This window comes from Streptomyces sp. NPDC001594 (assembly GCF_042893675.1).
In the GTDB taxonomy this organism is placed as follows: Bacteria; Actinomycetota; Actinomycetes; order Streptomycetales; family Streptomycetaceae; genus Streptomyces.
On record NZ_JBIAVB010000006.1, the window covers coordinates 15,971 to 34,429 of the forward strand.

The following is an 18,459-nucleotide window of genomic DNA, read 5'->3' on the forward strand; positions in this document are numbered from 1 at the left end:
TGCCGCTCCCCCGCGACCACGCGGCGCTCCGGACTGGGGAGTCCCGTTGTGATCGAGACGCTGGGGTCGCTGACCGCGAGCCCGTGGATCTACGCCGTGGTGGCGGTGTCGGTCCTGCTGGACGTGTTCCTGCCGGTGCTGCCGAGCGGCATCCTGGTGATCACCGCCGCGGCGGCCGCGGCGGCCGGCGGGCCGCCCGCGCGGGTCCCGGACGTCGCGGTCCTGCTCACGGTGGCCGCCTCGGCCTCGGTGCTGGGCGACCTCTCGGCCTACCGGCTGGCCCGCCGCGGCGGGCCCCGCCTGGACCGGGTCATCGTCCGCTCCCGCCGCCTGACCCGGGCCCACGACCGGCTGGGCACGGCCCTGGCCCGGGGCGGCGGCCTGCTGGTGGTCCTGGCCCGCTTCGCCCCGGCCGGGCGCTCGGTGGTCTCGCTGGGCGCGGGCAAGACGCGGCGCACGCTGGCGGAGTTCCTGCCCTGGTCGGTCCTGGCGGGCATCAGCTGGGCGGGCTACAGCGTTGCGCTGGGCTACTTCGGCACCCAGTGGCTGGGCACGGCCTGGCTGGGCACGGCGGTCTCCCTGCTGGCCCTGTTCACCGCCGGTTCCCTCTCCGCCTTCCTGCTGCGCCGCCCCTCCCCCACACCCCCGGCGACGGCCTGACGCGGTCGGCGTCCCCCGGAAGGATGGCCCGGGTGGGCCAGTGGGTCACCCGTTCACCCGGCACCAATCGCGGCCCGCCGCCCCGGCTTCTAGCGTCCAGAGCACGGCACGCCACCGAGTCGTTCCGAGGAGCCGAGGAGTCCCGCCATGCCCCCCATGCGCATCCGGCATCGTCTGACCGGAGTCGCCGCCGCGACACTGGTCATCGCAGCCGCCGCCGTACCCGCCCACGCCGCCCCCGCCGGCGGCACGACCCCCTCCGCCACCGTCTCCCCCGGCACCGTCTCCCCGGGCGGCCGCGTCGGCCTCAACGTCGACGGCTGCAGCACGCGCACCGGCCGGGCGTCCTCCCGCGTCTTCAACACCGTCAGCCTGGGCCCCGGCAGCGCCACCGCGAGCAACCTCTCCGGAACGGCCACCGTCTTCAGCGACGCGACCCCCGGCTCGTACCCCGTCACCTTCGAGTGCGGAGGCCGCCGGGTCAACGTCACCCTCCAGGTCGCCCCCGGCGCCGCGCGCGGCGGCCTCGGCGGCAGCATGGACTCCATGAGCCGGGCCCAGATCGTGGTCGGCGGCACCCTCGCGGCCGGCGCGCTCGGCGCCGGGATCTGGCTGCTGCGCCGCCGCACGGCCTGACCCCGCCGGCCCTCACACCGCGGCGGCGGCCCGTCCGCGCACCTGCACCCCGTCCAGCAGCAGCCGCGTCGCCTCGGCGACGGCGTCCACGGCGGCGTCGAACACCTCCTGGTTGTGCGCGGCGGGTGCCCTGAACCCGGAAACCTTCCGTACGTACTGGAGCGCGGCCGCGCGGATCTCCTCCTCGGTGGCCTTCTCGGGGATGGCGGGCGGGCGCAGGGTCTTGATGGAACGGCACATACCTCCACTATGACCCCGCGGGCGGCAGCTCCGCCCCGGAAAGCCGCATGACGAGCCCGGCCTGCAGCCGTCCCCGCAGATCCGGATCGGAGACCTCCTCCAGCAGGGCGATCGCCTGCCGGAGGCCCTCCGCGGCCCGCCGGTCCTCGCGGAGGGAGGCGCTCTGGGCGGCCATGTGCCGCAGGGCGGCGTCGGCCCGGCGGTGGAACAGCTGCCCGACCAGGGTGACGACCACCCCGACGGAGCTGGTCACCACGCCGACGTAGACCTCCCCGCCGCTCTCGGCCTTCCACACCCCGAGCCCGATCCCGAAGAGCAGCACGGCCGCGCCGACCCCGGCGAACCACTGGCTGGTGACGAAGCTGGCCCGCGCCTGCGCCAGCCCGTACGCGTAGTACTCGACGAGCATGGGCGTGAAGGAGTCGAGCGGTCCGCCCCCCTCTCCCCTCCCCCCGGCGGAGGCGTCCACCAGCCGCGGATCCCCTGCCTCCGCAGGCCGCTCCTCCCCCCACCGCGCGAGCAGCCGCTCCCGCTCGGCCTCCCGCACCCGCTCGAACCGCCCCCGCCCCGGCCACCAGGCGGCCAGCCCCAGCCACGCGCCCCCGAGCCCGAAGGCCCCGAGGGGCCAGACCCACTCCCCGGCCACACCCATCACCCCCCCTGCGGGATGGTCCCCGCGCCGCCGCGCGGGAAACCGGCCCGGATCCTAGACTGGCGGACGCCCGGAACATCCGCGTCGAGGCGAACCAAGGGAGACTCCCGATGGCCAAGCGAGGAAACAAGAAGCGCGCCCGCAAGAAGAAGAAGGCCAACCACGGAAAGCGCCCCAACGCCTGACCGCGGCGCCGCACACCCCGTAGCCCCCGGCCGACCGGCCGGGGGCTCGTAGACGGGGATCACCTCCCGGGTATGCCGATGAGATTCGGCCCGTTGTCGATCAGCTGGCCATGCCCCTTGGCCCGGTCCCGCTCGGCGGGCGTCACGCACAGGGTGTCCCCGACCCACTTCTCCCGCCACACGTACCCCGGCTTACAGGTCCAGGGCCCGTACGCACCCCCGCCGGGCTGCCGGTTCGGATTCGAGGCATGCACCCGGTCCCGCTCGGCGGGCGTCACGCACAGCGCATCGCCGTCATAGCTGTCCCGCCACACATAACCCGACGGACACGGCAGCGCGCCGGTGCTGACGGCCGCCGGAGCCCGGGGCACGGCGGCCGAGGCGGGCAGGGAAGCGATGCCCCCGGCGATGAAGGCGGCCGTGGTCAGGATCATCATGTAGCGGAACATCCGCCGCTTGGCGGGGGCGGGGCTCGGGGTGTGCACCTGGTGGGACATGGCTACTGCTCCTCTCGGTCTCCCGTCGCTCCGCAGCGACCGGACCTCAAGTAAGCCCCCGCCCCCCACCCCCGGTCACGCCCCGCAACCCCGTGTCTTGACACCACCCGCCACCCGTGCCCGGCCCCGCCACTCCTCGTCACAGCGCTGGCACCATCGTCACCGCCACGACGTGCGTGCCTTCGGCAGGAGCCCTGCCGGATTAGGAGTCCATGAAGGCCACCGCGGGCGAGTTCGCCCTGGCATGGCAAGCTCTAGCCGAACGATCTTCGAACCCGATCGGAAGGCGCACCAGGTGGATGTCGACGAATTCCTCGCCCGCCCCCTCGTGGCACGGGTCGCCACGCAGGGCCCCGAGGTCCGGCCCGTGTGGTTCCTCTGGGAGGACGGGGCCTTCTGGTGGCTGACCGGCTCCTACTCCCGCATGGAACGGATCCTCTCGGCCGACTCCCGCGTCGCACTGGTCATCGACACCTGCGAGCTCGCCGACGGCCAGGTCCTGTCGGTCACCTGCCGGGGCACGGCCGCCGCCGTCCCCCTGGACCGCCCCCGAGCCCTCCGCAAACTGACCCGCTACCTGGGCCCCGACCCCCACACCTGGCCGGCCCGCTTCTCGGAACCCCTGGACGACCCGGCGACCAAACTCATCCGCTTCACCCCGGACCGCCCACCCCACCTCCGCGACCTCTCCTGGTAACCCCCGCCGAACGCCCGTCGCCAGGCCGGAACCACCCGGCACAGCCACTGCAGGCGCGAACGACCCCCCACCGTGATCGGCGAGGGGTCTTTGTGCTGGTGGGCGCGGACGGTTTCGAACCGCCGACATCTGCCTTGTAGGCTCGCCCAAGCCTCTGAGCTGACCAATCGGACCCCAGCCTGGGACCCCTGGAAATACGCGCGGAGCTGTCAGTGTCCGTCCTCGTTGATGTCGTCCATGGATGTCAGACGCAGGGCCTATGCGCGGCCTGTGCTCCTTGCGCCCTCTTGCGCGCCTGACCAGCCCCCCGCACCGTGGGCAAATGCAGCTCGGCGTTCTGACCACGCAGGGAGGGCGACGCATAGTGAGTTCAGCTACACAATGGGCCACCGATACGTTCGGCGCCATAGCCAGCCAGCTGGCCGAAACCGTGCCAGCCTGCCTCGCGGAAGCACACGACAGGGCGCGCCACGCTCACGAAGGAGTCCACACCCAGACCCTGGAGGCGTACGGTCACGGGCTTCACGCAGCGCAATACGAAGCGCTCGCAGCTGGCCTCACACCGCTCGAAGGAACGACCTCCCGCCGGCTACAGGGCCGCACGGTGATGCTCATCGGCAACAACGTCATCTACCCCATCCGCTACGCGAAGAAGGACGTGCCGGTCACCGAGGCGCGGCTCAGGAAAGCTGCCGGTTTCCGAGCAGACCTGATCCGCAGGCACGGCCCAGAACCGATGCAGCAGGCACTCGACCTCGGCCTGGATGAGTTGGACGAGGGGCATGTACATCCAGACGTGGCCCTTCTGCCACCCGACCTTCGCCTGATCATCGTGGCCTACGCTTGCTCAATGGAGCGCGGCGTCATGCGAATCGAGTGGGGTTCGGCTGAGCTACGGCGCGAGGACCGGTATCTCATCTGGCACCACCATGAGGCACTCTTCCCGCCGGCCGCGCGTCGCGCCGCGTAGCCTCGGCGCCCAAAGCAGCCGCACCTGACGCTCGGCCGACCTCACCTGAGGCTGAGCAACCGACCAACGCGCTGACCAGCGGCTGAGCCGCCGCGAGTTGTCAACGTTAGTCACCGACGAGCACCCTCCCACGACCGCAAGACCCGGGAGGGCGCTTGCCTTCCGAGTCTGTAGGCACTGGCCAGGGGCGGGTGCCCGGACGTTCACCTGCGTTCACGGTCGGTCGGCCTCCGTCGTCTCGTAGTTTCCAGGCTCCCCTTTGGACGGGCCCGGACGGAGATGAATGAGACGGAAACTGCGACGGCCCGGCCGAAGCCGAGCCGCCCTTGTTGTGCAACCTTCTGATCCGCTTCTCTAGCGGGACCGGTCAGCAGCGTTCATTCCGGCTGCTTCACGAGCTCTTCGCGCCATGCATAGTCAGGAGCGGTTGCGGTGGTTGCGGTACGCCGTTGCTGTACCCCCACCGACCAAGATCACGGCCAGCGCTTGGGCGTTCGTGTAGGCACCGGCAGCTTCGGCGGCAGCGGGCCACAGGACCAGCACGATCAGGATCACCGTGACCAATCCCTTGGTTCGACCGGGATTTGACTCTTTGGTACATGACGTCAAACTCGACATGGAATCTCCAGGGGTTCCGGCCTGCCCCTCGTTGGCCACGTAGTTCCTAGGCTCACTCGACCACAGGGGCAGGCAGTTGAGACACCATCATGTGCTCGACGCCTGCGATATCAAGCCGGAGAAAATCCGGACCCCATCAACAATTTGCAATTGCGTCAGTCGGGGACGAGATTGCAACTTAGTACACCAAAGAGAGTGGTCAGCGCCGAACTTTACAACGTGCTGTTGTAAACTCTTATGTGTCAACGCGCATCACCACCTGCCCTTATAGGAGCTGATGCCCGAGCCGGCCACCCGCTTGCGCCGTCGGCAGCCACAGCCAGAGCTGCTCACCACTCCCCTTGCTGTGTCATTTAGTCGTCCACCCGGACGTGGCGGCCGTAGCAGGCGCGATGTCGGGGTAAGTGACGTAACTCACATGCTCGGCGGACTCGCGGTCGCTTTGGTTAGCAAGCAGATCTACTTGAAGTTGCCACGCTCCCTGGCCTTCCCTGTGCCCCGCCACTACTCGCCCCAACTCCCATCCCGTCTGCCATCGACCCACACGCATGTGGAGCGACCGCGGTGCCGGGCGCGGCCAAGCTCTCCGAGTGGCTGCCGTACTGGCTCGACAACATCGTGAAGCCCCACCGCAAGCGCACCACCTTCGCCAAGTACGAGATCCATGTACGGCTCTACCTCGTCCCGCTGCTCGGCTCGAAGCGTCTGGAGTCAATGAGCGTGGCCGATGTCCGGCGGGCCCTGGCGCAGTTGCAGAAGAAGACCCGCGCGGCAACGGCGAAGGAGCCACACCAGGTTCTACGGACCGCCCTCACCGCGGCCTGCCGTGAGGAGCTGGTGAGCCGGAACGTGGCCACGCTGGTGGAGCCGCCCAAGGTCGACCCGCGGGAGATGGATTCCCGGAGCCTCCAGGAGACGCTGGACTTCCTGGCCGCTGCCCGGACGGACCCGCTGTACGTGAGATCCGGGTGCGGACTCAGCGGCAACGGGTCGGCGGAGAGGCGTACGAGGACGACCCCAAGGGCCGTCGGCGCCGGCAGACGCTGCCCCTGCCCGGCAGGAGACCGGGTACGTCTTCACCACCCGAACCAGACGGCCGGTCGAGCCCAGGAACGTCTACCGGGTCGTTCACGCGGGTGGCCAAGGAGGCCGGCCTGAGGGTGATCCGGCTGCACGATGCGCGCCACGGCACGGCGGCCCTGTTGACCGCCGCCGGAGTGCCGCCCCGGGTCGTCATGGAGATCCTTGGGCACTCGCAGATCGCCGTGACCATGAACCTGTACACCCACGTCGGGCAGGACACCCAGCGCGAGGCCATCGGGCACCTGGACCGGCTGCGTTGATGTCAGTTGTGGATGCAAAAGACCCCCCACCGTGATCGGCGGGGGGTCTTTTCGCTGGTGGGCGCGGACGGTTTCGAACCGCCGACATCTGCTTTGTAAGAGCAGCGCTCTACCCCTGAGCTACGCACCCGTGGATGAGTGGACAGCCTACATGGCAGGCGCACCCCCCACGCAAACCCGTTCCCGTGGGGGAGAATGGACCCGGGCTTGGGCGGATGGGGTACGGGAGAGGGACTGTGGCGACGGCATCCCGGCGGTGGTTCGGTGGGCGGGACGAGGGGCGGCGGGCGGATGCGCAGGCGGCCAAGGACGCCGCCGCGGCCGCGTTCTACGAACTGGACACCGCCCAGCGGGACCTGCGGATCTCGATGGAGACCATCGCCGCCGCCGACGGGTCGCCCGCCGCGCGGCAGGCCGCCGAGGGGTTCGCGGCGCTCGGGCGGCGGATCGACGAGGTCAGCCACACCTACATCGAGGCCGTCGACGCGCACGACCTGGACCGGGTCGACCTGGAGGGTTCCGTCGCGGCGCAGGCCAGGCAGCAGCTGACCCGGGCCCGGGAGGAGCTCGTCCGGGTCAAGGGGGAGCTGGAGCGGTTCGCGCAGGGGCTGCAGCCGCTGCTGGACAAGGCCGAGACGCAGCTGGCCCGGGTCGCGCCGGCCCGGGAGCGGGCGAAGGCTGCGCTGCTGGCGGCGAGCGACGCGCTGGACGCCGTACGGGCCAAGGGGATGCGGGCCGACGACCTGGCGGCGCGGCTCGCGGCGCTGGGGCCCGAGCTGACGAAGCTGAACCAGGGCGCGGCGCAGCACGGGGTGCCGGAGACGGTGCAGCGGGCGGAGCGGATCCTGCGGGACGCGGGGGCGGTACGGGCCGAGGCGGAACGGCTGCCGGAGCGGGCGGCGGAGATCGACCGGCGGCTGGTGAGCCTGCGGACGCGGGCGCAGGCGCTGCGCAACCGGGCTGACCGGGTGGATCCGGTGCTCAGCGAGCTGCGTCGCCGGTTCAGCGCGGCCTGCTGGCAGGACCTCCAGCACGTGCCGGACCACGCCGTGCGGGAGGTGGCGCAGGCCGAGGAGCGGCTGGCGGAGGCCGGGCGGGCGCGGGACGAGCAGCGCTGGGCGGACGTGACGGCGCTGGTCGAGGCGGTGCGGGCGGGGCTGGACGCCGTCGACGAGGCGGTTTCGGCGGCGCAGGACCGGCTGTCGCGGCTGGAGGCGGTGGCGCGGGACCCGCAGGCGGAGGTCCAGCGGACCCGGTTCGCGATCCGCGACGCGCAGCGGCTGGCGATGGAGGGCCGCAGCGTGCCCGATCCGCGGCACGCGCGTCCGCTGGACGAGGCGGTGGCCCGGATGGAGCGGGCGCTCGCGGGCCTGGAGGGGCGCCACCCCGACTACTGGCACTTCCTGCAGGAGATGGAGGAGGTCCGGGCGGCGGTGGGCCGGGTGGTGGCGGACATGCGGGGCCGCCGCGCCGCCGGGTGAGGGGGCAGGTGAGGGGCCCAGTGCGGGCTCAGTGCGGGACCAGCTGGGGCGCTCTGGTGCGCGACCGGCTGGTGAGCCCGGTGCGGGGCGCGGGTGGGGGCCTGATGGGCGGACGGTTCAGGAGCCTGGTGCGGGGCCCGGGTGGGGAGCCTGGCGCGGGACCGCCCTGGGTGCGGGGCCGGCTGGGAGCCGGGTGAGCGGGCCCGTGGGGAGTTGTCCGGGGTGGGGGTTGGGCGGATGCTGGAGGGTGCCGGGAACGGAATCGAGGAGGGCGTCATGGCTGCCCACACTTTCCACAGGGCCCGCGAGCGCCAGGCACGCCACGCACCCCCCGCGCGCCCGGAGTCGTACGTGCCGCACGCGGCCTACGGGTGCACCGAGCCGCACGAGCACTACGCGCCGTACGTCCCCCACGAGCCCTACGGCCCGCCCCCCGAGCGGCAGGGCCCCCGGCTGGTGGAGCGCGTGCTGCACCCGGTCAACGCACGGCTCGACGAGCACCTGCCCACCGACCACAAGCTGAGCCAGGTCTACCGGGTCGGCGCCGGGCTGACCGGTCTGCTGCTGATCGTCTTCGGGGTCCTGGGCCTGGTCCACCGGATCGGGTTCTTCGACACCGGCGGCGACACCGTGCTGGCCCTGAACACCAATGGCGCGCTGAGCGTGCTGTCGATCTGCATCGGCCTCCTGCTGGTCGCCGGCATGGTGGTCGGGGGGACCTTCGCCTCCACCCTCAACATCGTGCTGGGGCTGCTGTTCATCGCCAGCGGGTTCGTGAACCTGGCGCTGCTGGACACCGGTCTGAACTTCCTCGCGTTCCGCATCCAGAACGTGCTGTTCAGCTTCGTCGTCGGCGTGATGCTGATGTGGTTCGGGATGTACGGGCGGGTGGGCAGCGCCCTCCCCCACGACAACCCGTACTGGCGCGCCCGCCACCCCGACCAGGCCGCCCGCGAGGAACGGGCCCGGGGCAGGGCGGCGGCCCGTTAGCCTGGGCGCATGCCCCGTTACGAATACCGCTGCCGGACCTGCGACGACACCTTCGAGGTCAGCCGTCCGATGGCCGAGTCCTCCGCGCCCGCCGACTGCCCCGCCGGGCACGCCGACACCGTGAAGCTGCTGTCCGCCGTCGCCGTCGGCGGGACCAGCAGTGCCCCCGCGCCCTCGGGCGGGGGCTGCTGCGGCGGGGGCGGTTGCTGCTGAGACCGGGAAGAGGGGCTCAGCGCTTGCGCGACAGGGTGAGGCCGTCCGAGATCGCCAGGAGGACGGAGTCCATGCGGGCGTCCGCCATGGCGTGGTCGTTGAACGCGCGGACGGCCGCGCCCCTGCTGCCGGGGGACTCGTCCAGCACCGTCCCGTGGAAGAGGGTGTTGTCCGTGACGATCAGGCCGCCCGGCCGCAGCCTCGGGACCAGCTCCTCCCAGTAGAGGATCTGGTTCTCCTTGTCCGCGTCCACGTAGGCCAGGTCGATGTGCGGTTCGGCCGGCATGGCGCGCAGGGTGTCGAGGGCGGGGGCGATGCGCAGGTCGATGCGGTCCGCGACGCCGGCCGCCGCCCACGCCTCGCGGCCGTACGCCGTCCACTCCTCCGACACGTCGCAGGCGATCAGGCGGCCGTCGGCCGGCAGGGCCTGGGCCATGGACAGGGCGGAGAAGCCGGTGAAGGTGCCGACCTCGACGATGTGCTTCGCGCCGGTCAGCCGGACGAGGAAGGCGAGCAGCGGGCCCTGCTCCTCCGCCGACTGCATGCCGGCGGATTCGGGGAACTTCTCCCAGGTGGTGGCGACGAGCCCCCGCTGGACCTCGTCCAGCGGGGGGTTGTGCGCGAGGACGTAGCGGTAGAGCTCATCGGTGATCTTGGTGGTGTTGCCCTTGGTCATGCGGTCAGTGTGGCAGCGCCGCGACCGCCTGCCCGAAGGCGCGGACGATCTGCTCTCCGGCGAGTACGCCCGCCTCGTGCAGGGCGGTCACCGTCGGCGCCGTCCAGTCCGCGTCGGCCAGTTCGCCGTGGCCCGGCCGCCAGGCCCGGTCGGCCGCCAACAGCAGGTCGGCGTCGAGGAGGGAGTCGCCCGCGGCGAGGGTGGTGGTGGCGCCCGTGCGGCGGGCCACCTCGCGCATGGCGGCGCTCTTGGTCAGCGGGCGCGGGACGGCGTAGATCTTGCGGCCCTGGAGCGAGACCGTCCAGCCCCGCTCCTCCGCCCAGCGGGTGAGGGCCTTAAGCCATTCGTCCGGGACCAGGGCCCGCTCGACGACCAGGTAGGCGAAGAGGTCCTCGGCGAGGCGGGCCTTGCGCAGCCACTGCGGATCGGCCACGGCCAGCAGGTGCTGGTGGACCTCCTCCAGCGGGGCGCACTCCTCGGCGAGCCGCCGGGCCACCGCGCGCCGCCAGTCCCGGTCGGGCTCCCCGTCGACCAGCAGCTGTCCGCCGTTGGCGCAGATCGCGTACGGGGCCGGGGGGCCGGGGAAGCGGATGCGCTGGTACTGCTTGCGCGTGCGGGTGGTGGTCGGGACGAAGACCGCCGCCGGGTCGGCGGCCAGGGCGGCCAGCAGCTCCGCCGCCGTCTCCGTCATGAAGGACAGCGGCTTGCCCTCGTGCACCTCGACGCACAGCAACCGCGGGGCCTGCGGGTCGGGCATGGTCAGGCCGAGGGCGGCCGCGGAGTAGATGAGCGTGCGGTCGAGGTCACTGGCGACGAGGACGGTTCCTTGGCGGGTCACTGGGCGGCCACTGCCTTTCCGTCGGCGCCGGTGGCGCCGCGCGTGAAGCGGGGGTGGATGAGTCCTACACAGGTGTACGGGAGGCCGTCGACCTCCTCGACCGGAACCCCGCGCTGCGCGGCGAGCAGGCGTACGTGGTCCAGGTCGGAGCCGGCGCCGCGCTGGGCCAGGATCTTCCACGGTACGCGGCGCAGCAGCACGCGGGTGGTCTCGCCGACGCCCGGCTTGACCAGGTTCACGTCGTGGATGCCGTACTCCTCGCTGATCCGCTCGACGGCCGCCCAGCCCACCCAGGTGGGGGTGCGGTCGGTGGCGAGGAGTTCCTTGACCTCGGCGTCGACGGCTTCGGCGACCTCGTCGAAGCGGGCGGCCACGGCGTCCACGAAGGCGGTGGAGACGTCGGCTCCGGCCAGCTCGCGGTAGAACTTCGCGCCGTGGAAGTCGTCCGGGCCGACCAGGTCGGAGCGCAGGACGGTGCGCGAGACCAGGCCGGAGACGGTGGAGTTCAGGCAGGCGGAGGGGATCAGGAAGTCCTCGCGGGTGCCGTACGTCTCGACGCAGGCGCCGGGGTCGGCGAGGACGACGATCTCCGGGTTGAAGCCGGGGAAGCCGGCCAGGGCTTCGCGCAGCTCGCGGGTGATGGCGCCCTTGCCGGTCCAGCCGTCGACGAAGACCACGTCGGCCGGGTCGTGGTGGGCGGCGAGCCAGCGCAGGGCGTTGGCGTCGATGCCGCGGCCGCGCACGATGGAGACGGCGTAGTGCGGCAGGTCCAGGCCGTGCCGGGCGGCGGCCCAGCGGCGCATCAGGACGCCGACGGGGGTTCCGGCGCGGGCCAGGGAGACGAGGACCGGGGAGGGGTGGGGGTCCCTCCCGCGCCGGCCACGGCGCAGGGGGAGCTCGGCGAGGACGGTCTCGGTGACGGTGCCGACGGCGCGGGCGACGCGGGCGGCGGAGGCGGTCAGGGCGCCCTCGTACAGCTCCTGGTAGCGCGCGGAGGGCTGGTACTCCACGGGTAGGGACTCGGCGTAGTGCGCGCCGCCGGCCTGGATGGCCTCCTCCCGCTCCTCGGTCGGGGCCTCCAGCTCGACGGCGGAGAGGTCCTGGAGCAGCCAGCCGACGTCCTCGGGGGCGTAGGAGGAGAAGGCGGGCCCGCGCAGGGGCTCCGGCAGACACGGCTCGGACACGGTCGACGGCTCCTGCCGGTGGGGGGTCTCGGATATACGGACCGCCGTGGCGGCGGGGACGCCGGGGGCGGGGCCGGCCGGGTCGCCGGGGGCGGTGGCGGCCGGGTCGGCTGTGGCACGGGCGGGGAGGCGGCCGAAGGCGCCGGCGGCGGTGCCTCCGGAGGCGGCCGCGGCGAGGTCAACGGAGGCCGTCACGGCCGGGTCGCCGGCGGCGGCGGTGGCGGCCTGGGGGGCGGGGCGGTCCTGGGCGTCCGTGGCGGGGACGGCCGGGGCGTAGGAGGGGACGACGGCCAGCACGACGCGGCCGGTGTGCGGGGCCAGGGCGGCCAGCAGCCCGGTGTACAGCTCGGGGGTGTCCCCGGCGGAGTCCACGACCGCGACGACCGCGTCGAAACCGGCGCCCGCGACGTTGTAGGCGTAGCGGTCGCCGGGGCCGTCGGCGGGAGCGTCGTGGGCGGGGAAGACCAGGCGGGTGCGGATGGCGTAGCCGGGGTCGTCCACGGCGAGGACGGGTGAGCGGGTGGTCGAGGAGAACCGCACCTCGGCCGCCGCCCCGCCCTCCTCCAGGGTCGCCGCGAGGCGCAGCGGGACGTACATCAGCTCCTCGTTGCCGAGTACGAGGACCCGCCCGGGCCCCTCGCCCAGCGCGGCGGCCACCTGCCCGGCCAGGGCGGGCAGAGCCGTCTCCAGCGCCGCCCGGTGGCCGGGGGTGAACCCGTGCCGGCCCCCGTCGGGCACCCCGGCGGGCCATTCCAGGGCCACGCGCACGTAGGGCACGCCGACCCGCCCGGCCGCGGCCGACCCCGCAGCGGCCCCGGCCCCTGGCCCGGCGGCTCCGGCCCCTGCCCCGGCGGCTCCGGGAAGGGAAACCTCCCCGCTGTCGGACACTGCCCCGGCTCCAGGCCCGCCTGGCACGGCAGCCCCGGCTCCAGGCCCGCCTGGCACGGCGGCCGAGCCCCCGGCGGCCCCCGGCACGGCGGTCCCGCCCGCGCCCCCGGTCTCGTACTCCTCCACCAGGGCCTGCCCCTTCGCCAGGACCCCCTCCGGGAGGGAGACCGTGCCCGAGGACAGGGCGAGGAGGTCCACTCGGGCGCCCAGTTCGGCGGCGAAGGCCGTGAGGCGGTCGCGGTCGGCGGCGGAGCGCATGTCGACCAGGGCGACGACCACGTAGTGGCCGCGCGGGTGCCGGGCGTGCAGGTCGCGGATGGTGTTCAGGACGGTGTTGCCGGTGGAGAACTCGTCGTCGACGAGGACCAGCGGCCCGTCCCCCGCCAGCAGCCGCGGGTCCTCGGGAAGCAGCAGGTGCGAGGTGGCGTGCGAGTGCGCCTCCTCGAACCCGCCGGCCGCCCGCACCCCCGGCACCGGCCGGCGCGTGGAGTGCAGGTAGGGGGCCGCGCCCAGCCCGTCGGCGACGCAGTGGCCGAGCCCCGTCGCGGTCTCGGCGTAGCCGAGGACCACGGCGGAGGCGGCCCGGTCGCCGAGCAGGGCCCGGACCCGCTCCCCGAGCCCGTACCCGGCGGCGTACACGGTCGCGGGCGACTGCGGGACGTGCTTGCCGAGCACCCGCGAGACCAGCAGGTGCGCCCGCTTGGGGTTGCGCCGCAGGGCCAGCCCGAGGAGCTCCGTCAGGCCCTCCCCGTCCCCGTCGGCGCCCTCCAGGCGCACGCCGAGCCGCCGCGCGACCCAGGTTCCCGACCACACGGGGTCGTTCGTCTTGCCCTTCATCGTCATCCTCGTCATCGGCGGCGGGCCGCTCACAGCTGGAGCCCGGCGGTCAGGAGGTCGACGAAGCCGACCTCCTCCTTCGCCACACCGAAGACCTCGGCGCGCAGCATGGTGCGCTCGGCCCAGGCCCGGTGGGGCTTCACCTCGTTCATCTTGTTCGTGTAGGTGGAACGCATCACTCCGCCGCCGTCGCGCTCGGGCCGCAGGATGTCCTGGGCGTCGCAGAACTCCTCGTGGGAGACGACCGACAGCGCGTGCACCGGGGTGACGTGCGCGGGGTGGATGCAGGTCTTGCCGAGCAGCCCGTTGGCCCGGTCGAGCTCGACCTCGCGCAGCAGTCCGTCCAGGTCGTGCTCGATCAGCGCGGTGCGCAGTTCCTCGACGCCCTCCTCCAGGAAGGGGCTGCGGCGCAGCTGCGGCTTGAAGAGGCGCTGCTGGCTGCGGAAGTACTCCCAGACGGGGCCGGTGACGGTGAAGCCGGTGCCGTCGGCGCGGCTGAGGACGTTGACCACGTCGGCGATGACGCCGGCCACGATCTGGACGTCGTAGGCGGTCATGTCGGGGGTGCGGCGCAGCCCGTAGACGGAGCAGAAGTCGGTGACTCCCAGGCGCAGGGCCAGGACCCGCTCGCGGTGGCGGTTCACGGTGCGGGAGATGCCGGCGAGGGCCTGGACCCGGGTCTCCAGGTGGAGGAGGTCGGGGGTCTCCAGGACGGGCATGGCGTACAGCCGGGCGAGGCCGCCGACGGCTTCGGCGTGGGCCACGGCGTCGAGGAAGGCCGTCCCACGGCTCTCGGTGAATTTGGGAAGCACGAATCCGGCCAGGTTCCGCGCGGACCGGCCGAGGCGGCGCACGAGGTCGGGTATCTGCTCGGGGGTGCGGACGCGGATGAAGAGGAGGGGGAGTTCCCCGGCGGCGGGGCCTTCGGCCTCAAGCTCGGCGAACTGCCGGACGAGGTTCTCCTCGCCGTCGACCACGTCGGCGTCGCTGATGGAATCCTCCAGGCAGAGGACCATGGAGACGACGCCCCGGCCGGCCTGCTTGCGGATGTCGGCGGCCAGCCGCGGGCGGGTGGCCGGGCTGTAGAGGGTGGCCCCGAGCGCGGCGGCGAGGATACGGGCGGGGGAGGCCAGGGTGAACTCCGCGGGCTCCTGGTGGAAGAGGCCCTTAAGGTCCACGGGCGATATGTGCCCAAAGTGACGCATGCGCTTCCCCCGTACTGCCTCGGCGGCCCAACTGGCGTGGCCGGTAATAGTACGTACGAACGTGAGTCAAGAGTTCCTCAAGCACATGAAGTTCCGGTAACCCTCTCGCACAATGCCCAGCTCCCGGGTCGGGGACAAGGGCCTACGGGGGGCCGCATTGTTCCCCACCCGTCCGGGAGGGCAGGATGACGGGCATGACGCACGCGATGCAGAAGGGCTCGAACATCCCGGTGGCCGCCACGGCGGTCCGGGCGGTGCTGCGCTGGACCACCGGGCCCGAGGTGCCGGACGTGGACGCCTCCGCGCTGCTCGTGGGGGCGGACGGGCGCGTGCGCTCGGACGAGGACTTCGTGTTCTACAACCAGCCCCGCCACCCCTCGGGGTCCGTCTGGCGCCTGGGCAAGAAGCAGATCGGGGACGGCGTCACCGACGCGGTGCAGGCCGACCTGCGGGCCGTGCCGGCGGTGGTGGACCGGGTCCTGGTCGTGGCCTCCGCCGAGGACGTGCCCTTCCAGCGGGTCCACGACCTGCGCATCCAGCTCTACGACGCCTCCCCCGGAGCCGCGCCGGAGCCGCTGGCCCACTTCGACGTGCGGCCGGAGACCGGGGCCGAGACGGCGCTGATCTGCGGCGAGCTGTACCGACGGGGCGAGGGGTGGAAGTTCCGCGCGCTGGGCGAGGGCTACTCCGACGGCCTGGTGGGGCTCGCGACGGACCACGGGATCTCCGTCGACGAGAACGCCGCCGAGGCCGGCGGGAGCGCCGCCGCGCCCGCGCCCGCCGCCGGGGCCGGCGACGACCGGACCGCCGCCATGCGCCCACCGGCGGCCGCCCCGGCCACCCAGGCCCCGCCTCCCGTCCAGCCCGCCTACGGCTACCCCCAGCAGGTGTCCTCGGTGCCCGTGCCGGCTCCGGGCGGGGACCCCTCGTTCCGGCTGCCGGTGCAGGGCCCCCAGTTCATCCGCCGCTGACGGCCGCCGGGTGCCCCCGGGCGGGGCTCAGGCCTTGGTCTTGTAGCCCCGCCCCCACTGGAGCCCCCAGCCGTACAGCCGGTCGAGCTCGGCCTGGAACCCGTACACGAACTTCACCTCGCGGCGCACGATCAGCTCGCCCTTGACGTTCTGCAGGGAGACCACCGCGCAGGAGCGGGCCTGCGCGTGGCGCTCCTCCAGCGGGATCTCGATCCTCGGGCCCGCGGTCGGGTAGAGGGTGACCAGGGCGTGGGTGCGGTCGAAGGCCGGGGTCTGGTCGTAGATGTAGACGAAGACCAGCAGCCGCTTGATGTCGTCGGCGTGGTCGAGGTTGACGTAGAGGGTCTCCCCGGAGGGGGAGCCGAACCGGTCGTCCCCGCTGAGCTTCACGTACGGCGGGTCGTTGAGGTCGCCGAGCAGGTTGCCCAGCGGCTGCACGGCGCCGCGGGTGCCGTCCGTCAGCTCGTACAGGCAGCCCATGTCGAGGTCGACGTTGACCATGCCCTGGGTGTGGGCCTGCACCATGTCGGGCTTGAACAGCTTGAACGGGTGACGCAGGAGCTGACCGCTCTGGCCGGAGCGGGCCCCTATGTCCGAGGTGCGCATCCGCCAGGAGAGGTTGACCCGGAGGTTGCCGTGGACGGCCTGCTGTTTGGTGAGCGAGACCGTCGGCTGCCTCTTGGTCAGCTCGATGGCGTTCGACGAGGCGTTGCCCGCGTCGAACCGCATCGCGCGGGCGCCCCTGATCCCGTCGAAGAACCCGTCGAAGAACCCCATGTGCCCCAACCCCCCTGGTCGGTCCGTGCGCGGACGAGCCGCGGATATGCCGCGGGGCGGCCACGCGGTCCCAGGGGATCCGCGCGGCCGCCCCGCCGAAGAAGTGACGGCTCCTGTAGGAGCGTTCCGCAATCAGGGCCGGGTCACACCCCGGCGCTGACCTCCGCGGTCTCCCCGTCGCCGCCCTCGGCCGCCAGCCGCTTGTTGCGGCGGACGGAGGACCAGAAGGACCAGGCGATCAGCACGACGCCGACGAGGCCGGTGATGACCTCGTTGATCTCGTACTGGATGGTGACGAGCAGGATCACGGCGAGGGCGCCGATGGCGTAGTGCGCGCCGTGCTCCAGGTAGACGTAGTCGTCCAGGGTGCCCTGGCGGACCAGGTAGACCGTGAGCGAGCGGACGTACATGGCGCCGATGCCGAGGCCCAGCGCCATGAGCACGATGTCGTTGGTGATGGCGAAGGCGCCGATGACGCCGTCGAAGGAGAAGGACGCGTCGAGGACCTCGAGGTAGAGGAACATGAAGAACGCGGCCTTGCCGGCCATCACGACGGCCGAGACGGGGCTGCCGCTCTTCTTGGCGGCTTCCTCCGCCTCGTGCTCGGCCTCCTCCTCTTCCTCCAGCCTGTTCTCGAAGTAGCCGGAGAGGCCGCCGACGACCATGTAGGTGATCAGGCCGAGGATGCCGGAGATGAGGACGGTCTGCGCCTTGTCCGCGTGGACGCCGCCGTGCTGGTGGGCCTGGGTGGCGAAGGTCATCGAGGTGATGACCAGGACGATCAGCGCGATGCACGCGGACAGCATGTCGATCTTGCCGAGCTTGGCGAGCGGGCGCTCCAGCCAGGCGAGCCACTTGATGTCGCGGTCCTCGAAGATGAAGTCGAGGAAGATCATCAGCAGGAACATGCCGCCGAAGGCGGCGATGGACGGGTGGGCGTCCGTGACGAGCTGCTGGTACCTGTCCTTGTCGGTCATGGCGAGATCGACCGCGTCGATCGGACCGATCTTGGCACTGATCGCGACGATGACGACGGGGAAGACCAGGCGCATGCCGAAGACGGCGATGAGCACGCCGACGGTGAGGAAGATCTTCTGCCAGTAGGCATTCATCTTCTTCAGGATTCCGGCGTTGACCACCGCATTGTCGAAGGACAGCGAGATCTCCAGGACCGCAAGGATCGCCACGATCCCAAAAGCGGTCCACCCCCCGTAGAACACCGCTGCGGCGAGACCGAGCGCAGTGATTGCGAACGACCAGCCGAAGGTTTTGAGAACCACTGGCACCCCATCGTCTTGTACGGCTTTACGAAACGTTGACCCCGAAGTCTAGAGCGATGCCCCGCAGACCCGACGCGTACCCCTGTCCCACCGCCCGGAACTTCCATTCGCCCCCGTAGCGGTAGACCTCGCCGAAGATCATCGCGGTTTCGCTGGAGGCGTCCTCGGTGAGGTCGTAGCGGGCCAGTTCCTGGTCGTCCGCCATGTTCACCACACGGATGAAGGCGTTGCTGACCTGGCCGAAGCTCTGTCGGCGGCTGTCCGCCTCGTGGATGGAGACCGGGAAGACGATCTTGTCGACCTGGGCCGGGACCTTGGTGAGGTCGATGATGATCGACTCGTCGTCGCCCTCACCCTCGCCGGTGAGGTTGTCGCCGGTGTGTTCGACGGAGCCCTCGGGGCTCTTCAGGTTGTTGTAGAAGACGAAGTACTGGTCGCCGAGCACCCGGCCGTCGCGGCACAGCAGCGCGCTGGCGTCGAGGTCGAAGTCGGCCCCCGTGGTCGAGCGCGCGTCCCATCCGAGCCCGATCAGAACCCGGGTGAGGTTCGGTGCCTGCTTGGAGAGGGAGACGTTGCCCCCCTTGGCGAGTGTGACGCCCATGATGTGGTCCTCCCCGAACG

General features: G+C 72.1%; 20 protein-coding genes, 1 tRNA gene and 1 pseudogene. 10 read left to right on the forward strand and 12 right to left on the reverse strand.

The window, feature by feature from the left end:
- Positions 1–48 precede the first annotated feature (48 nt).
- Both ACFY0O_RS13930 and ACFY0O_RS13935 read left to right on the forward strand, forming a co-directional pair.
- On the forward strand, positions 49–660 hold the full coding sequence (locus tag ACFY0O_RS13930) for a DedA family protein (RefSeq protein ID WP_388946756.1): 612 nt from the start codon (positions 49–51) through the stop codon (positions 658–660).
- 147 nt (positions 661–807) lie between these two features.
- Positions 808–1,296 (forward strand): hypothetical protein, encoded by a 489-nt coding sequence (locus ACFY0O_RS13935; RefSeq protein WP_388946758.1) that lies wholly within the window; start codon positions 808–810, stop codon positions 1,294–1,296.
- Positions 1,297–1,308: 12 nt separating this feature from the next.
- Here the strand turns inward: ACFY0O_RS13935 and ACFY0O_RS13940 are convergent, their stop codons facing one another.
- Together ACFY0O_RS13940 and ACFY0O_RS13945 are read right to left on the reverse strand one after the other, a co-directional pair.
- A complete protein-coding gene (locus ACFY0O_RS13940; protein WP_079426589.1) occupies positions 1,309–1,536 on the reverse strand; it encodes a DUF2277 domain-containing protein in 228 nt (75 codons plus the stop codon).
- Positions 1,537–1,543: 7 nt separating this feature from the next.
- Entirely contained in the window at positions 1,544–2,188 is a 645-nt protein-coding gene (locus ACFY0O_RS13945; RefSeq protein WP_388946760.1) for a hypothetical protein, read from the reverse strand.
- A 110-nt stretch (positions 2,189–2,298) separates the two neighbouring features.
- On the opposite strand from ACFY0O_RS13945, the gene ACFY0O_RS13950 reads away from it, so the two are divergent.
- A complete protein-coding gene (locus ACFY0O_RS13950) occupies positions 2,299–2,373 on the forward strand; it encodes a 50S ribosomal protein bL37 (protein WP_099895366.1) in 75 nt (24 codons plus the stop codon).
- A gap of 59 nt (positions 2,374–2,432) precedes the next feature.
- Here ACFY0O_RS13950 and ACFY0O_RS13955 read toward each other — a convergent pair whose 3' ends face one another.
- Positions 2,433–2,870 carry a hypothetical protein gene (locus ACFY0O_RS13955; RefSeq protein WP_388946761.1) on the reverse strand — a complete coding sequence of 146 codons (438 nt, stop codon included), beginning with the start codon at positions 2,868–2,870 and terminating at the stop codon, positions 2,433–2,435.
- A 295-nt stretch (positions 2,871–3,165) separates the two neighbouring features.
- On the opposite strand from ACFY0O_RS13955, the gene ACFY0O_RS13960 reads away from it, so the two are divergent.
- Both ACFY0O_RS13960 and ACFY0O_RS13965 read left to right on the forward strand, forming a co-directional pair.
- The gene (locus ACFY0O_RS13960; RefSeq protein WP_388946763.1) at positions 3,166–3,567 is read left to right on the forward strand and encodes a pyridoxamine 5'-phosphate oxidase family protein; all 402 of its coding nucleotides are present in this window, start codon (positions 3,166–3,168) and stop codon (positions 3,565–3,567) included.
- A 322-nt stretch (positions 3,568–3,889) separates the two neighbouring features.
- Positions 3,890–4,537 carry a hypothetical protein gene (locus tag ACFY0O_RS13965; RefSeq protein WP_388946765.1) on the forward strand — a complete coding sequence of 216 codons (648 nt, stop codon included), beginning with the start codon at positions 3,890–3,892 and terminating at the stop codon, positions 4,535–4,537.
- A 417-nt stretch (positions 4,538–4,954) separates the two neighbouring features.
- Here the strand turns inward: ACFY0O_RS13965 and ACFY0O_RS13970 are convergent, their stop codons facing one another.
- Complete coding sequence (locus tag ACFY0O_RS13970) at positions 4,955–5,092, reverse strand: hypothetical protein (protein WP_388946767.1); 138 nt, start codon at positions 5,090–5,092, stop codon at positions 4,955–4,957.
- A gap of 636 nt (positions 5,093–5,728) precedes the next feature.
- On the opposite strand from ACFY0O_RS13970, the pseudogene ACFY0O_RS13975 reads away from it, so the two are divergent.
- Positions 5,729–6,498 (forward strand): annotated as a pseudogene (locus ACFY0O_RS13975) (tyrosine-type recombinase/integrase); the annotation flags it as partial.
- Between the two features lie 55 nt (positions 6,499–6,553).
- Here the strand turns inward: ACFY0O_RS13975 and ACFY0O_RS13980 are convergent.
- Positions 6,554–6,628 (reverse strand) — tRNA-Val (locus ACFY0O_RS13980).
- A gap of 85 nt (positions 6,629–6,713) precedes the next feature.
- Between ACFY0O_RS13980 and ACFY0O_RS13985 the strand changes: the two genes are divergently transcribed.
- From ACFY0O_RS13985 to ACFY0O_RS13995, 3 genes are all read left to right on the forward strand, one after another.
- Complete coding sequence (locus tag ACFY0O_RS13985) at positions 6,714–7,979, forward strand: hypothetical protein (protein ID WP_388946768.1); 1,266 nt, start codon at positions 6,714–6,716, stop codon at positions 7,977–7,979.
- Positions 7,980–8,255: 276 nt separating this feature from the next.
- Positions 8,256–8,969, forward strand: coding sequence for a DUF4383 domain-containing protein (locus tag ACFY0O_RS13990; RefSeq protein ID WP_388946770.1), 714 nt, complete (start codon positions 8,256–8,258; stop codon positions 8,967–8,969).
- 9 nt (positions 8,970–8,978) lie between these two features.
- Complete coding sequence (locus tag ACFY0O_RS13995; RefSeq protein ID WP_045950330.1) at positions 8,979–9,182, forward strand: zinc ribbon domain-containing protein; 204 nt, start codon at positions 8,979–8,981, stop codon at positions 9,180–9,182.
- 16 nt (positions 9,183–9,198) lie between these two features.
- On the opposite strand, the gene ACFY0O_RS14000 is transcribed toward ACFY0O_RS13995, so the two are convergent.
- Genes ACFY0O_RS14000 through ACFY0O_RS14015 form a run of 4 tightly spaced genes read right to left on the reverse strand, consistent with a single transcriptional unit; the run spans position 9,199 to position 14,810 of the window.
- Complete coding sequence (locus ACFY0O_RS14000; protein WP_358896321.1) at positions 9,199–9,858, reverse strand: O-methyltransferase; 660 nt, start codon at positions 9,856–9,858, stop codon at positions 9,199–9,201.
- A gap of 4 nt (positions 9,859–9,862) precedes the next feature.
- Positions 9,863–10,696: an HAD family hydrolase gene (locus ACFY0O_RS14005; protein ID WP_388946772.1), complete on the reverse strand. Its 834-nt coding sequence runs from the start codon at positions 10,694–10,696 to the stop codon at positions 9,863–9,865.
- Positions 10,693–13,605: a phosphoribosyltransferase gene (locus ACFY0O_RS14010; RefSeq protein ID WP_388946774.1), complete on the reverse strand. Its 2,913-nt coding sequence runs from the start codon at positions 13,603–13,605 to the stop codon at positions 10,693–10,695. The genes ACFY0O_RS14005 and ACFY0O_RS14010 overlap by 4 nt, the downstream gene beginning before the upstream one ends.
- Positions 13,606–13,634: 29 nt before the next feature.
- Positions 13,635–14,810 (reverse strand): HpcH/HpaI aldolase/citrate lyase family protein, encoded by a 1,176-nt coding sequence (locus ACFY0O_RS14015; RefSeq protein ID WP_388946776.1) that lies wholly within the window; start codon positions 14,808–14,810, stop codon positions 13,635–13,637.
- Positions 14,811–15,004: 194 nt separating this feature from the next.
- Between ACFY0O_RS14015 and ACFY0O_RS14020 the strand changes: the two genes are divergently transcribed.
- Positions 15,005–15,781 carry a TerD family protein gene (locus tag ACFY0O_RS14020; protein WP_388946778.1) on the forward strand — a complete coding sequence of 259 codons (777 nt, stop codon included), beginning with the start codon at positions 15,005–15,007 and terminating at the stop codon, positions 15,779–15,781.
- 27 nt (positions 15,782–15,808) lie between these two features.
- Here ACFY0O_RS14020 and ACFY0O_RS14025 read toward each other — a convergent pair whose 3' ends face one another.
- The 3 genes from ACFY0O_RS14025 to ACFY0O_RS14035 all read right to left on the reverse strand — a co-directional run bounded on the left by ACFY0O_RS14025 (position 15,809) and on the right by ACFY0O_RS14035 (position 18,439).
- Positions 15,809–16,558 (reverse strand): Tellurium resistance, encoded by a 750-nt coding sequence (locus ACFY0O_RS14025; protein WP_388946779.1) that lies wholly within the window; start codon positions 16,556–16,558, stop codon positions 15,809–15,811.
- A 143-nt stretch (positions 16,559–16,701) separates the two neighbouring features.
- Complete coding sequence (locus tag ACFY0O_RS14030) at positions 16,702–17,838, reverse strand: DUF475 domain-containing protein (protein WP_388946781.1); 1,137 nt, start codon at positions 17,836–17,838, stop codon at positions 16,702–16,704.
- 25 nt (positions 17,839–17,863) lie between these two features.
- Entirely contained in the window at positions 17,864–18,439 is a 576-nt protein-coding gene (locus tag ACFY0O_RS14035) for a TerD family protein (protein WP_344155774.1), read from the reverse strand.
- Between the last annotated feature and the right edge of the window lie 20 nt (positions 18,440–18,459).